Genomic DNA, 12,922 nt, shown 5'->3' with positions numbered 1-12,922 from the left:
AATCCCTGCTCTTAACCCGCGGCCCGGTCATCCGCAATCGGGGCGCGGCCGGCGGACGGCGAACCGGTGCCCACTTCGCCTGCAAACGGAAGAAGTTGCCTGATCGCGTTTGCAGACGGCGAACCGGTACCCACTTCGCCTGCAAACGCTTAGGTGAACGCGTAGGCGTCCATCATCAGCGCGCCGTACTCGTGCGAGGCGTGGATCCGCTCGCCGCGCGGTGCGTCTCCCCCCGCCCCCATGGCCGCGTAGAGCGGCATCAGGTGCTCGTCTGTCGGGTGATTGTCTGCGGCATGGGGGGCCAGGTCGCGATAGTCCAGGAGCGCTTCGGTGTCGCCGGCGGTGATGCGCGCCTGCATCCACTCGGAAAAGGCCACCACCCAGTCCGGCGCCTCGGCATCGACCGGGTTGCGGCCGAGTTCGGTGCGGATGGCGCGCAGATTGTGGGTGAGCGAGCCGGAGCCGATGACCAGCACATTACGCGCGCGCAGCGGCGCGAGCGCCCTGCCGACCTCGAAATGGTGCCGCGCGCTGGCGCCGGGCTGGACGGAGACGGGCACGACCGGAATGTCGGCATCCGGGTAAAGCAGCCGGAGCGGCACCCAGGTGCCGTGGTCGTAGCCCCAGTCGGCATCGACGGTGGCATCGAGTGCGGCGGAATCGAGGAGCCCGGCGACGATCTCCGCCAGGGCCGGATCGCCGGGCGCGGCGTAGACCATCTCGCGCAGCTTCGGATCGAAGCCGCCGAAATCGTAGATCATCCTGGGCGCCGGATCGCCGAGCACCGCCGGACGGGCGGTTTCGTAGTGGGCGGAAACGATGACGATGGCGTCGGGACGCGGCAGCTCCGCCGCGTAGCGCTCGAGGAAGTGGCGAGCCGGCGTGTCCGACAGGACCAGCATCGGCGAACCATGGGAGATGAACAGCGACGGCAGCATGGGGGAACTCCGGGTCGGTGGCAGCCGGCGCGGATGGGTCCGCACCGGCCGCGAGCGTCATCCCGGACTATAGGGATCCCCCGCCCGGCCCGTCAGGGTGGCTGGCGAAGACGCAGCGTTCACCGATCGGCGACCGCCGCGTGGCCGGGCCGCCCCTACTCGGCGGCGACGAAGGGCGCGGAATAGCCCTGGTCGAGGCGTTCCTTGCGGAGATTCTCCGCGACGAGGAAGGCCAGCTCGATGGCCTGCTCGGCGTTGAGGCGCGGATCGCAATGGGTGTGGTAGCGATCCGACAGGCTCTCCGCCGTGATGGCGCGGGCGCCACCGGTGCACTCCGTGACGTTCTTGCCGGTCATCTCGATGTGGATGCCGCCGGCATGGGTGCCCTCGGCGCGGTGGATGGAGAAGAAGGCCTCCACCTCGCGCAAAATCCGCTCGAACGGCCGCGTCTTGTAGCCGTTCATGGAGACGGTGTTGCCGTGCATCGGGTCGCAGGACCAGACCACGGAGCGACCTTCCCGCGACACCGCGCGGATCAGGCCCGGAAGGTTCTCCGCGACCTTGTCGGCACCCTGGCGGACGATGAGCGTCAGCCGGCCGGGCTCGTTCTCCGGGTTGAGGAGGTCGATCAGCCGGATCAGGTCCTCGCCGTCCATCGACGGGCCGCACTTGAGGCCGATCGGGTTCTTGACGCCCCGGCAGAACTCCAGATGGGCGTGATCGGCCTGGCGGGTCCGGTCGCCGATCCACAGCATGTGGCCGGAGGTGGCGTACCAGTCGCCGGAGGTGGAATCGACGCGCGCCATCGCCTGCTCGTAGCCGAGCAGCAGCGCCTCGTGGCTGGTGTAGAGATCGGTGGAGCGCAGCTGCGGCGAGTTCGTCGGATCGATGCCGCAGGCGCGCATGAACGACAGCGTCTCGGAGATCCGGTCCGCGATGGTGCGGTAGCGATGGCTCTGCGGGCTGTCGGTGACGAAGCCCAGCATCCACTCATGGACGTTGTCGAGATTGGCGAAGCCGCCCTGGGCGAAGGCGCGCAGCAGGTTCAGCGTCGCCGCCGACTGGCGGTAGGCCATTTCCAGCCGCGCGGGATCCGGCGTGCGGCTCTCCGGCGTGAACTCGATGCCGTTGATGATGTCGCCGCGGTAGCTCGGAAGCTCCACGTCGCCCTGCTTCTCCACCGACGAGGAGCGCGGCTTGGCGAACTGGCCGGCGATCCGGCCGACCTTCGTCACCGGCGACGCAGCGGCATAGGTCAGCACCACCGCCATCTGCAGGAAGACGCGGAAGAAGTCGCGGATCTGGTCGGGATGGTGCTCGGCGAAGGATTCCGCGCAGTCACCGCCCTGGAGCAGGAAACCGTTGCCTGCGGCGACGCCGGCCAGCTCCGTCTTGAGCCGACGCGCCTCGCCTGCAAACACGAGCGGCGGATACGTCGCGAGACGGTCCTCGGCGGCGGCCAGCGCCGCCTCGTCGGGATACTCGGGAACCTGCGCGATCGGCTTCGAGCGCCAGGAAGCTGGTGTCCACTGCTCGTTCATTGTAATCATTCCAAACAAAGACGGCGCGACGGGCGCCATTCGGGCACAACCTTAGCCCGTCCGTCCAACGGGGACGCCGTTATACACGCGCGGGCGGCGCATTGGCCACCCACCACGGTCCGGCCGGCCGGGAGCACGCCATGGATACCGAGCACAGCCACTCCCCCGAGGCGATCGAGCGCCGCCTCGCCGACGGACCGAGTGTCTCCTATCTGCGCGATTGGGTCTATGGCGGCATCGACGGCACGGTCACCACCTTCGCAGTGGTGGCGGGCTCTCTCGGTGCGGACTTCTCCGCGCGGGTGATGCTGATTCTGGGCGTCGCAAACCTGCTGGCCGACGGCTTCTCCATGGCGGCGGCGAACTACTCCGCCAGCCGCGCAGACCAGGAGGACTATCGCCGACTGCGAGCGGTGGAGTTGCGCCATGTGCGCACCGAACCGGATGGCGAGCGCCAGGAAATCCGCCAGATCTTCAAGAACAAGGGCTACGAGGGCAAAGCGCTGGAGGAGATGGTGGCGTTGATCACCGAGCGCCAGGACGTCTGGATCGACACCATGCTGGCGGAGGAATACGGCCGCTCGACGGTTCAGGCCGATCCGCGCAAGACGGCGGCTGCCACCTTCGCCTCGTTCGTCGTCTGCGGCAGCCTGCCGCTCGCGCCCTTCGTGCTTGGCCTGCCGGCCGCGCCCGCCGTCGCCACCGGTCTGACCGGCGCGGTGTTCTTCGCCATCGGGTCGATCCGCAGCCGCTGGTCGACCCGGAGCTGGCTCGGCTGCGGGCTGGAAACCTTCGGCATCGGGATTGCCGCGGCGGCCGTCGCCTACGGCGTCGGCGTGGGACTGGCGTCGCTGTTCTAAGATCGGATGACGGGCGGAAGACCGCGCCGGCCTACCGTTTGAAGCGGCTCGCACCGGCGGTGGCCAGCGCATCGTCGACCAGGGTCCGCTCGCGATCGCTGAGGGTCTGGGCGCGCGGATAGAGCGGCGTGGCCCGGTCGTCGAGAATGGGCACGTGCCAGCCGTCGGTGGTGGCCATGAACTCCGCCACCCCCTCCTCGCCGAAGACTTTCAGGTAGCCCTGGATCACGCAGTCCACGTAGGAAAGCAGGACCGGAAAACGGCGCGTGCCGAAGCGGTCATGGGCGCGTTTCACACGGTAGACGTAGGCCTCGCCCGGATGCGGTGTCTCCGTTTCCGGCTCGACCTTGCCGCGGCCGACCGTGAGCCGATCGTAATGGCGCTCCCGGCGATCCAGCGTCGGCAGGCTGACCCGGCTCTCGCGCGCCAGGACGCCGCGAACGACGTCGCTCGCCTCGCCTTCAACGATGGTCAGCGAGCAGGCGCCCGAAAGCAGCGACCGGCGGGTGGAGACACGCCAGGCGCGCCGGTAGCCGTGCAGCCGTGCCGGGATCACCTCGAGGCTCTGCGGCCGGGTCGCCGCGTTCACCAGCGAGCCGTAGCCGAAATAATGGAAGAGATCGTCCGGCGCAGCCTGCGCCGCGTCCGTCAGGCTCATTCCGCCGCTTCGCGAACGTACCGCACCGGCGCCTGGCGCATCGTCACCAGTTCCTCCGCCGCGGTTGGGTGCACCGCGATGGTGGCGTCGAATTCGGCTTTGGTCACGCCCTTCTTCAGAAGGATCCCGAGGATCTGGGCCATCTCGGCGGCGGCATGACCGAGGATGTGCACGCCGAGAACCTGATCGCTCTCGCCGTCGACCACGAGCTTCATCACCATCCGCTCCTCGCGGCCGGACAGCGTGTGGAACATGGGCCGGAAAGCGGTCTTGTAGACATCGACCACCCGAACCGCCGCGCGGGCCTCGGCTTCGGTCAGGCCGACGGTTCCGATCTCCGGCTGCGAGAAGACCGCGCTGGCGACCGTTCGGTGATCGACCTTTACCGGACGGCCTCCGAACACGGTGTCGGCGAAGGCGTGACCCTCGCGGATCGCCACCGGCGTCAGGTTGATCCGGTTGGTCACGTCGCCCACCGCATAGATGGACGGCACGCTGGTCTGCGACCACTCGTCGACCTTGATGGCGCCGCTGGCATCGAACTCCACGCCCACCGCTTCAAGCCCGAGCCCGTCGGTGTTGGGACGGCGTCCGATGGCGAACATGATCTGGTCGGCGGCAAGCACGTGGCCGGCGCGAGTATGGCCCATCAGGCAGGCATCGGTCTTCTCGATCTTCGAGAAGACGTCGCCGCAGATGATCTTGATGCCCTTGCGTTCCATCTCCGCATGCAGCGCCGTGCGCATGTCGTCGTCGAAGCCGCGCAGGATCTCGTCGCCGCGATAGATGAGCGTGGTTTCCGCGCCGAGGCCATTGAAAATGCAGGCAAACTCGACGGCGATGTAGCCGCCGCCCGCAATCGCGATGCGCTCCGGAAAGCGCTCGAGATGGAAAGCCTCGTTGGAGGTGATGACGTGTTCGACACCCGGCAGCGTGGCATCCACGTTGGGCGTGCCGCCGGTGGCGATCAGGACCGTCTTCGCCGTGACGTGGCGGTCCTCCGCTTCGAGGAAGACGCGGTGCGCGCTTTCCAGAACGGCGCGGGAGCGGATGGCGGTGACGCCGGCACCCTCGAGGTTGCGCAGATAGGCGCCCTCGAGCCGGTCAAGCTCGCGATCCTTGTTGGCGATCAGGGTCGGCCAGTCGAAGGAAGCGTTGTCGACTCCGCTCCAGCCGTAGCCGGCCGCGTCCTCGAACGTCTCGGAGAAGGTGGACGCGTAAACCAGCAGCTTCTTCGGCACGCAGCCGCGGATGACGCAGGTGCCGCCGTAGCGATATTCCTCCGCCAGCCCCACCTTCGCGCCGTGCTGCGAGGCGATGCGCGCGGCGCGGACGCCGCCCGAACCGCCACCGATCACGAAGAGATCGTAGTCGAATTCCGCCATCTGATCCTCGCAGCGGGCGCGGCGGCCCGCACGGAGCCGCCGACGTCAGCGTTCGTTCGCGTCCGGACGGGGTCGACCGCCGCAGGCGCTCCGGGCGTGCCGCCTCAGAGCGGGGCGCCCTGGGCCTGCATGCGCGAGCGCACCTCTTCCACCATCTCGGTGGAAATGGCATCGGCCCACTGCTTCGAGGCACCGACAGACAGCGCGGAAATGCTCGGGCTGAGCTGCGCCACCTTCTCGCCGAGCGGCGAGGTGTAGAAGTCGGCGATGCCGTTGAGCTCTTCCACGGTGAAGCGCCGCGCCCAGATTTCCTGAATGGTGCGGTTCAGCTGCGGACGGCGCTGCGCCATCTCGATGGCGACCTGGGTGGTCACTTCCTCGATCTGGCCGGCAAGCGCGGGATAGCTGCGCATGAACAGACCCTGGGTCTGTTCGGCGAGCGTCGGCAGGATCTCGTCGAAGCCTTCGGTGGCCCGCGACGCGTCGATGGCACGCTGCGCGGCGCGAAGATGCTCGGGCGTGAAGGTCTCCTGCTCGCCCTGGGCGTTCGGATCGTTCGACTGGGCGTGAAGGCTCGGCGCACCGGCAACGACCAGCATCGCGGCCAGTGCCACGCCTGCCGTCCGGCTCCAGGAGATAAAGCGCATAAACGATCTCCGATTGTTGGTTCGACGGTTTCGCCGGCCGATCGTGTCAGGCCGACGTGAGATGAATGACGGCATCGGTGTCGGCTATCAGCGCCGCACTCGCAAGCCCAATGAACAATCCGTGCTCCACCACACCCGGAATGGCATGAAGCGCATCGGACAGAGCTTCGGGCTCCGCAATCTGCCCGAAGGCCGCATCGACGATCAGGTGTCCACCGTCGGTCATGTAGCTCCCCCCGTCTGCCGCTTGCCTCACCGTGAGCGACCCGTCAAGGCCGAGGGCACGGCTACCGGCCGCAATCGCGTTGAGGGTGGAGCCGAGCCCGAAGGGCACGACCTCGATGGGCAGCGGGAAGCGGCCGAGGGTGGCGACCCGCTTGGAGGCGTCGGCAATGACGATCATGTCCTTCGAGGCAGCCGCGACGATCTTCTCACGCAGCAGCGCACCGCCGCCGCCCTTGACCAGCCGCAGCCGGTCGTCGAGCTCGTCGGCGCCGTCGATGGTCAGATCCAGCTCCGGCGTCTCGTCCAGCGTCGTCAGCGGAATGTGCAGCGAGCGGGCCAGCTCCGCGGTGCGCTCGGAGGTAGGCACGCCGACGACCGTGAGGCCTTCCGCGACACGTTCGCCGAGCTGGCGCACGAAGGCTTCGGCCGTCGAGCCGGTGCCGAGCCCGAGCCGCATGCCGCGCTCGACATGGCTCAGTGCCGCCGCCGCCGCCTTCTCCTTCATGCTTGCCGCGTTTGCCTGATCGCTCATCGCGTCGTCCGTCGATCCGTTCGTGGGACGTGAATTCCTGAGGACGACTTAGAGCATTTTCAGGCGAAGGGGAAACGCCGGGGCCATCGTCTGCGGCCATTGTCCGCAGCGTCGGCCACTCGTCGACCACCCCTCCGGTGTCGCGAGCCCACGCTTCCTGCTATGCGACGCGCGACCCAATCACCGCCGGAGGCCCCTTTCCGATGCCGCACGTGCGCACCCTCGTCTTCGATCTCGACGGCACCCTTGTCGAAACCGCGCCGGACCTGACCGCCGCCCTCAACACGGTGCTGGCGCTGGAAGGGCTGCCGCGCGCCGACCCGATTCGGGCCCGCAACGCCATTGGCCACGGCGCCCGGGCGATGATCAAACGGGCTTTGGAGGACATTTCCGAGCCGGCGGACGATGCCCGGCTGGACCGGCTGCTGGCCGAATTCCTCGACTACTACGTCGCCCACATCGCCGACGAGAGCCATCCCTACCCCGGCCTGATCGACGCGCTGGACCGGCTGGAAAAAGACGGCTGGCAATTCGCGGTGTGCACCAACAAGCGGGCACCGCTGGCCAACGCCCTGCTCGATGCGCTGGACCTGAGCCGCCGTTTCCGCGCGATCGCCGGTCCGGACACGTTCGGCATGGCAAAGCCGGACCCCGCACACCTGCTGCGCACCATCCAGGCGGCAAGCGGCGACGCGTCTGCGGCCATCATGGTGGGGGATTCCCGCACCGACGTGGACACCGCCCGGGCCGCGGCCACGCCGGTGATCGGAGTGGATTTCGGTTACACCGACACGCCGATGGCGGAGATCGGGCCGGACGCGCTGATCAGCCACTACGACGAGATCGTGGACGCGGTGGAGCGGCTGTCGGCCGGTTTCTGACCGACGCCGTCGCGCGGGCCCTGCAAGCCAAGACGGGGCCGGCCTACTTCGCCGCCTCGACGGGCGACGTTGCGGCCGCGTCACGCCGTGACAGCGGCAAGGTCACGGAGAAGACGGAGCCCTGCGCCCCGGTCGCCACCAGCCGGATGTCGCCGCCCAGAACCCGCATGATCTGAAGCGAAATCGCCAGGCCGAGACCGCTGCCCTTGGCGTCGCCCGCCCGCTCGTTCCAGGCCCGCGAGAACTTGGTGAAGAGGTGGCCCTGCTCTTCCGACGGAATACCGGGGCCGTTGTCCGCGATACGGATCTCGACGCTGCCTTCGGTGACGGAGAAGGTCAGACGCACCTCCGGGTCCGGCGACGTGTTGAACTTGATGGCGTTGGACAGGAGGTTGACGAAGACCTGCTTCAGGCGGTCGGGATCGACATCGACCAGCGCCGGCCAGGTCTGCGGCACCATGACGAGGCGCACGCCCCTGCGTTCGGCCAGCCCGCTCATCACCGCCATCGCCTGGCGCAGGACGGCGGCGGCGTCGATGGTCTCCATCGTCCAGTTGACCTGGCCGCTTTCCATCCGGTTGAGGTCGAGGATCTCGTCGAGAAGCCGGGTCAGGCGCCGGCTTTCCTGGTCGATGATGGCGACGAAGCGTTGTGCACGGGCCTCGTCGAGCCCGTCAGCCTGGACGAGCAGCTCGGCGAAGGAGCGGATCGACGTCATTGGGGTCCGCAGTTCGTGGCTGACCCGGCTGAGGAAGTCGTCCTTCATCCGGTCGAGCTGGGTCAGCTTCTCGTTGGCGTCGCGCAGCTCGCCGGCAATCCGCTCCAGCTCCACCGACTTGCGCTCCAGTTCGCGCGAGTAACGGATCGCCTCTCGGGTCTCGTCGAGGAGCGCCATGACGGTGTCGACGGCGATGGGCTCTCCCTTGGCGATCCGCGACACCATCAGGCCGGCCGACGACGCACCGATGCCGGAGGCGAGCTGGCGCTCCACCAGTGCGATGAACTGCGGGTCGGGCAACGGCAGCCGCCCGGGCCGGCCCTGGCGCGCGGCTTGCGCCTCGAAGACGGAGGCGGTGCGGTCGGCGCCGAGGATGCGTTCCGACAGCCGGTAGAGGTCCTCCGCCCGGGCCGAGCGCGGCAGCACCGGTTCCTCCGCAGCGGGTGAGCGCGAGAACACGTCGACGAAGAGCGCGCTCTGCAGCCGCTCGATGGGCGACTGGACGGTGGCGATGGAGATGAAGACGTAGGCGCCGAGATTGAGGGTCAGGCTCCAGAACATGGCGTGGACCAGCGGGTCCCAGCCGGAGAGCCCGAGGAAGGCGGTGGGGCTCAGGAGCCCGGTGGAGAAGAGGCCCGTGCCCTGCAGCCAGGCGAGGTCCCAGCCGCCGGCCGCGAAGCTTGGGATCAGCAGCGTGTACGCCCACACCACGAAGCCGATGACGAGGCCGGAGAGCGCCCCGGCGCGGGTGGCACGCCGCCAGAACACGCCGCCCACCAGCGCCGGCAGGAACTGGGCGACGCCGACGAAGGAGATCAGGCCGATGGAGGCGAGCCCGCTCGAACCGGCGGTGGTGCGATAGTAGAGGTAGCCGAGGCCAAGGATGGCGACGATGGAGACGCGGCGGCTGAACAGGACGGTGCGCGACAGGTCGCCGTGGGAATGGCTCTCGATCAGCCGGGTGCGCAGCATCAGCGGCGTCACCAAATGGTTGGAGATCATGATCGACAGCGCGATGGACGACAGGATCACCATCGAGGTGGAGGCCGACAGGCCGCCGATGAAGGCGAAGATCGCCAACTCCTCGTAGCCGGCGGCAAGCGGCACCGTCAGGACGTAAAGGTCGGGGTTGGCGCCCTCCGGCAGGAGCGCCATGCCGGCGATCGCGATGGGCACCACGAACAGGCTGATCAGCATCAGGTAGAGCGGAAACATCCAGGCGGCGGTGTGCAGATGGCGCTCGTCCTGGTTCTCCACGATGGCGACCTGGAACTGGCGCGGCAGGCACAGGATGGCCGCGGCGGAGAGGAAGCTGATCGCCACCCAGCGGCTGCCGTCGGACTGGGAGAGCGTCGCCAGGTGCGCGACCTTGGGGCTCCACTCGCCGGTGAGCACGCCCGGCACATCCTCGCCGGCGAAGCCGAACACCACCAGCAGGCCGACGGCGACCAGCGCGCAGAGCTTGACCATGGATTCGAAGGCGATGGCCGCCACGACGCCTGGATGGCTCTCGTCGGCGCCGATCTTGCGGGTGCCGAACAGGATCACGAAGGCGGCCATGCAGGCCGCCACCCAGAAGCCCGTGTCACTGAGAAGGCCGGGCGGCGGGCCGGTGCCGTCGGCGAACGGGGTGGGCTTGGCGATCGCTTCGAAGCTGGTGGCGACCGCCTTCAGTTGCAGCGCGATGTAGGGCGAGATGGCAATGATGGCGATCAGCGTGACCACCGCGGAGATCGCCGAGCTCTTGCCGTAGCGGGCGGAGATGAAGTCGGCGATGGAGGTGATCTGCTGGGCCCGGGAAATGCGCACCAGCTTGCGCAGCAGCAGCCACCAGCCGACGAAGACGAAGGTCGGTCCGATGTAGATGGTCGCGAACTCGATGCCGTTGCGCGCTGCCGATCCCACCGCGCCGTAGAAGGTCCAGGAGGTGCAGTAGACGGCCAGCGACAGGGTGTAGACCACCGGCGAGGAAATGATGCCGGCGGCACCGCGCTCCGCGCGCCGGTCGGAGACGAAGGCGAGCAGGAACAGTCCGCCCAGATAGAGGCCGGCGACGGCAACGATGACGCCGGGCTCGAGCATGGCTCAGCCCCCGTCGCGCGGCGGCGCGTGGTCGGTGGCGCGGCGCAGCCGGCGCGACAGCCAGGCGGTGGCGGCGATACCGAGGATCCAGACCGCGAACAGGTAGACGTGGAGGAGCGGGATGCCGGCCACCAGCACCGGGTGGTCGAAGACGGTGAGGATCGGCGGCATCAGAAGCAGCACCATCGCCAGCGGCAAGGCCCACTTCAGGTCCGTCACGCTCTCCGGATCGCGCTCGGGCCGCCGGCTCACGGCCGCCTCCCGGCGTCGCCCAGAAGCCGGTCCACGCGCGCCAGCAGATCCTGGTTGGAGAACGGCTTGGTGACGAACTCGTCGGCGCCCAGCGACAGCATCTGGCGCCGGTCGCTTTCCTGCCCCTTCGCGGTGAGCACGAGCACCGGGACCGCACCGCCATGCGGCATCTGGCGCAGCTGGCGGAGCACGTCGAATCCGTTCTCGCTCGGGATCATGGTGTCGAGGATCAGCAGGTCCGGCGGCTCCGACGACAGCTCCTCCAGCGCCACCGCCCCGTCACGGACCGAGCGGACGTCATAACCCTGGCGTTCAAGGAGGAAGGTCAGCGATTCCACGATGAAGGGCTCGTCCTCGGCGATGAGGATCTGCCGGCGGCCCTCCCCGACCTCACGGGCGTCCATCGGTGACGCCCTCCAGAACGAGGGCCGGCTGGACCGGCGACCGGTCCGGGCCGTCGCCCGCCCCCTCCCCGCGCTCGCGCAGGCCCTGGCGGAAAACCGGCGGATGGACCCGCTGGCCGCAGTCCTCGCGTCGGCACGAGCGGCACTCGAAGCCGACCCGAGAGATGACGCTGTCCCGGCGCGAGGCATAGGCGTCGCCGTAGACGATGCGATCGGCGTAGTGGGCCTCGCAGCCGAGCATGACGCTGAACACGGTCGCAGGGCGGCCATGGATGACGGCCGGCTTGATCACCCGCCGGGCGACGAACAGATATTGCGCGCCGCCGGGGATCGCCGCGAGCTGGCTGACCACCTGATCCGGGGACGCGAACGCGGTGTAGATGGGCCAGCGCGGACAGGCGCCGCCATATTCCGGCATCCTTAACCCCGGGATGGAGAAGCGCTTGGAGATGTTGCCGGCGGGGTCTGCACGCAGGAAGGCAAACGGCACGCCCTCGTTGTCCGGCTCGCGCAGGGTGACCAGCCGGTGGGCCACCTGCTCGAAGCTCGCCCCGAAGCGGGAGCCGAGCGCGTCGAGATCGTAGCGCAGCGCCTCGGCGCTCTCCAGGAACGGCATGTAGGGCAGCAGAAGGGCTCCGGCAGCGTAGCGCGCCAGCGCCCGCAGCACCCGGTCGTGGGTTTCGGCGCTGGAGACGCGCGCGGTCGCGACGATCTCCTCGAACAGGTCGGCGAACTCCAGCGCGCAGAGACGCTGGGCCAGCCGGAAGCGGATGGTCGACGGGGCGGCGCCCTCGGCGATTTCCAGCCGCGGCGCCATCACGTCGCGGGCGCAGTGCAGCGGCCCGAAGACCACCTCCACGCCGTGGCGGGAGAACAGGCGCTGCGCCAATGCGGCATCGGACAGGTAGCGCTCGTCGCCAAGGTCGCGGCGCAGCACCGCCGCGGCCTCCTCGATGGAGGCGAAGTAGTTCCGGTTGTCGATGATGAAGTCGTCCACCTCCCGCGCCGGCGAGGTGGGCCGGAAGGCGTCGCCGGAGTGTTCCAGCGTGTCGATGACGGCGCGGGCGCTGGAGGTCAGCGCGTCGCTCTCGCTGGCGATGATGCCAGCGAACCGGCGGCGCTCGTCGCTGCCGAGGTCCTGGTGCTCGGCGAGGATTTCGGAGAAGGAGCGCACCGAGGTGATCTGAGTGAGCATCTGGTGGCTGAGCGCCATCAGCTCAGGGTCGCGGCTCAGCCGCTCCGACAGGGCGAGCGCTGTTTCGGTGGCATCCTGGAGGTTGCGGTGCAGCTTGATGAAGGCCCGTGCCCACTCCGGATAGCGGCCGACCAGGCTCGCCGCGCTTTCGGTGTCTAGGCCCTCGATGCCGCTGGCGGCGGACAGTTCCATCATCGTCTCGACCAGACGCGTGTCCTGATCGGCGGTCAGATAGTCGAGGTCGAGCTCCAGCGCGTCGGCGATGCGACGCAGTAGCTTGCCGCCGATATAGCGCTTGTCGTGTTCGATGAGGCTCAGATAGGCCGGCGAAATATCGACCATTTTCGCCAGCGCCGCCTGAGCCATGCCGGCGCGCCGTCGGCGCTCGCGTATGCGCTGCCCGATGGGTACCCGGACCATGCATTCCTCCCCAGAAGGACGGCCCGGCCCTTTTTGGGCTCTGTAAAGACATTAACAGCCGTCAGGGGCCATGCGACCGGAATTTACAGAACTTTGCAACCCCCTCGCTTCGCCATTGCCGGTTGTGTGAGGCTTGTCGTAGCCATTTTAGACGAGCGGGATTCAGACACACCAACGCGTCCGC

Annotated in this window: 12 protein-coding genes; 2 read left to right on the top strand and 10 right to left on the bottom strand. The window is 68.4% G+C overall.

Annotation, left to right across the window (positions count from 1 at the left end):
• Positions 1–149: 149 nt before the first annotated feature.
• Positions 150–938, bottom strand: a complete 789-nt coding sequence (locus tag C507_RS0101100; protein WP_018697800.1) for a DODA-type extradiol aromatic ring-opening family dioxygenase — start codon at positions 936–938, stop codon at positions 150–152.
• A 155-nt stretch (positions 939–1,093) separates the two neighbouring features.
• Positions 1,094–2,479 carry a class II 3-deoxy-7-phosphoheptulonate synthase gene (locus C507_RS0101095; RefSeq protein ID WP_018697799.1) on the bottom strand — a complete coding sequence of 462 codons (1,386 nt, stop codon included), beginning with the start codon at positions 2,477–2,479 and terminating at the stop codon, positions 1,094–1,096.
• Positions 2,480–2,619: 140 nt separating this feature from the next.
• On the opposite strand from C507_RS0101095, the gene C507_RS0101090 reads away from it, so the two are divergent.
• Entirely contained in the window at positions 2,620–3,339 is a 720-nt protein-coding gene (locus C507_RS0101090; protein WP_018697798.1) for a VIT1/CCC1 transporter family protein, read from the top strand.
• A gap of 31 nt (positions 3,340–3,370) precedes the next feature.
• Here the strand turns inward: C507_RS0101090 and C507_RS19980 are convergent, their stop codons facing one another.
• The 4 genes from C507_RS19980 to rpiA form a co-directional block, all read right to left on the bottom strand.
• Positions 3,371–3,997 carry a gamma-glutamylcyclotransferase family protein gene (locus C507_RS19980; protein ID WP_018697797.1) on the bottom strand — a complete coding sequence of 209 codons (627 nt, stop codon included), beginning with the start codon at positions 3,995–3,997 and terminating at the stop codon, positions 3,371–3,373.
• On the bottom strand, positions 3,994–5,382 hold the full coding sequence (gene gor, locus C507_RS0101080; RefSeq protein WP_018697796.1) for a glutathione-disulfide reductase: 1,389 nt from the start codon (positions 5,380–5,382) through the stop codon (positions 3,994–3,996). The genes C507_RS19980 and gor overlap by 4 nt, the downstream gene beginning before the upstream one ends.
• A gap of 104 nt (positions 5,383–5,486) precedes the next feature.
• The gene (locus tag C507_RS0101075; RefSeq protein WP_018697795.1) at positions 5,487–6,029 is read right to left on the bottom strand and encodes a DUF2059 domain-containing protein; all 543 of its coding nucleotides are present in this window, start codon (positions 6,027–6,029) and stop codon (positions 5,487–5,489) included.
• Positions 6,030–6,075: 46 nt separating this feature from the next.
• Complete coding sequence (rpiA, locus tag C507_RS0101070; RefSeq protein WP_018697794.1) at positions 6,076–6,786, bottom strand: ribose-5-phosphate isomerase RpiA; 711 nt, start codon at positions 6,784–6,786, stop codon at positions 6,076–6,078.
• 203 nt (positions 6,787–6,989) lie between these two features.
• Between rpiA and C507_RS0101065 the strand changes: the two genes are divergently transcribed.
• The gene (locus tag C507_RS0101065) at positions 6,990–7,667 is read left to right on the top strand and encodes an HAD family hydrolase (RefSeq protein WP_018697793.1); all 678 of its coding nucleotides are present in this window, start codon (positions 6,990–6,992) and stop codon (positions 7,665–7,667) included.
• Positions 7,668–7,710: 43 nt separating this feature from the next.
• Here C507_RS0101065 and C507_RS0101060 read toward each other — a convergent pair whose 3' ends face one another.
• From C507_RS0101060 to C507_RS19975, 4 genes are read right to left on the bottom strand one after another with little or no spacing between them, the layout of a single operon-like run.
• Positions 7,711–10,467 (bottom strand): sensor histidine kinase, encoded by a 2,757-nt coding sequence (locus C507_RS0101060; RefSeq protein WP_018697792.1) that lies wholly within the window; start codon positions 10,465–10,467, stop codon positions 7,711–7,713.
• 3 nt (positions 10,468–10,470) lie between these two features.
• Positions 10,471–10,719: a hypothetical protein gene (locus tag C507_RS0101055; protein WP_018697791.1), complete on the bottom strand. Its 249-nt coding sequence runs from the start codon at positions 10,717–10,719 to the stop codon at positions 10,471–10,473.
• The gene (locus C507_RS0101050) at positions 10,716–11,123 is read right to left on the bottom strand and encodes a response regulator transcription factor (protein ID WP_018697790.1); all 408 of its coding nucleotides are present in this window, start codon (positions 11,121–11,123) and stop codon (positions 10,716–10,718) included. Before C507_RS0101050 ends, C507_RS0101055 begins: the two co-directional genes overlap by 4 nt.
• Positions 11,110–12,738 (bottom strand): helix-turn-helix domain-containing protein, encoded by a 1,629-nt coding sequence (locus C507_RS19975; protein ID WP_083923323.1) that lies wholly within the window; start codon positions 12,736–12,738, stop codon positions 11,110–11,112. Before C507_RS19975 ends, C507_RS0101050 begins: the two co-directional genes overlap by 14 nt.
• Between the last annotated feature and the right edge of the window lie 184 nt (positions 12,739–12,922).

The sequence above is a fragment of the Amorphus coralli DSM 19760 genome, assembly GCF_000374525.1.
Lineage (GTDB): Bacteria > Pseudomonadota > Alphaproteobacteria > Rhizobiales > Amorphaceae > Amorphus > Amorphus coralli.
This window is presented reverse-complemented; position numbering and strand designations above follow the sequence as displayed.

Excerpts from the sequence above, each read along its gene's own strand:
- C507_RS0101100 (WP_018697800.1), bottom strand. The coding sequence starts at position 938 with ATGCTGCCGTCGCTGTTCATCTCCCATGGTTCGCCGATGCTGGTCCTG.
- C507_RS0101095 (WP_018697799.1), bottom strand. The coding sequence starts at position 2,479 with ATGAACGAGCAGTGGACACCAGCTTCCTGGCGCTCGAAGCCGATCGCG.
- C507_RS0101090 (WP_018697798.1), top strand. The coding sequence starts at position 2,620 with ATGGATACCGAGCACAGCCACTCCCCCGAGGCGATCGAGCGCCGCCTC.
- C507_RS19980 (WP_018697797.1), bottom strand. The coding sequence starts at position 3,997 with ATGAGCCTGACGGACGCGGCGCAGGCTGCGCCGGACGATCTCTTCCAT.
- gor (WP_018697796.1), bottom strand. The coding sequence starts at position 5,382 with ATGGCGGAATTCGACTACGATCTCTTCGTGATCGGTGGCGGTTCGGGC.
- C507_RS0101075 (WP_018697795.1), bottom strand. The coding sequence starts at position 6,029 with ATGCGCTTTATCTCCTGGAGCCGGACGGCAGGCGTGGCACTGGCCGCG.
- rpiA (WP_018697794.1), bottom strand. The coding sequence starts at position 6,786 with ATGAGCGATCAGGCAAACGCGGCAAGCATGAAGGAGAAGGCGGCGGCG.
- C507_RS0101065 (WP_018697793.1), top strand. The coding sequence starts at position 6,990 with ATGCCGCACGTGCGCACCCTCGTCTTCGATCTCGACGGCACCCTTGTC.
- C507_RS0101060 (WP_018697792.1), bottom strand. The coding sequence starts at position 10,467 with ATGCTCGAGCCCGGCGTCATCGTTGCCGTCGCCGGCCTCTATCTGGGC.
- C507_RS0101050 (WP_018697790.1), bottom strand. The coding sequence starts at position 11,123 with ATGGACGCCCGTGAGGTCGGGGAGGGCCGCCGGCAGATCCTCATCGCC.
- C507_RS19975 (WP_083923323.1), bottom strand. The coding sequence starts at position 12,738 with ATGGTCCGGGTACCCATCGGGCAGCGCATACGCGAGCGCCGACGGCGC.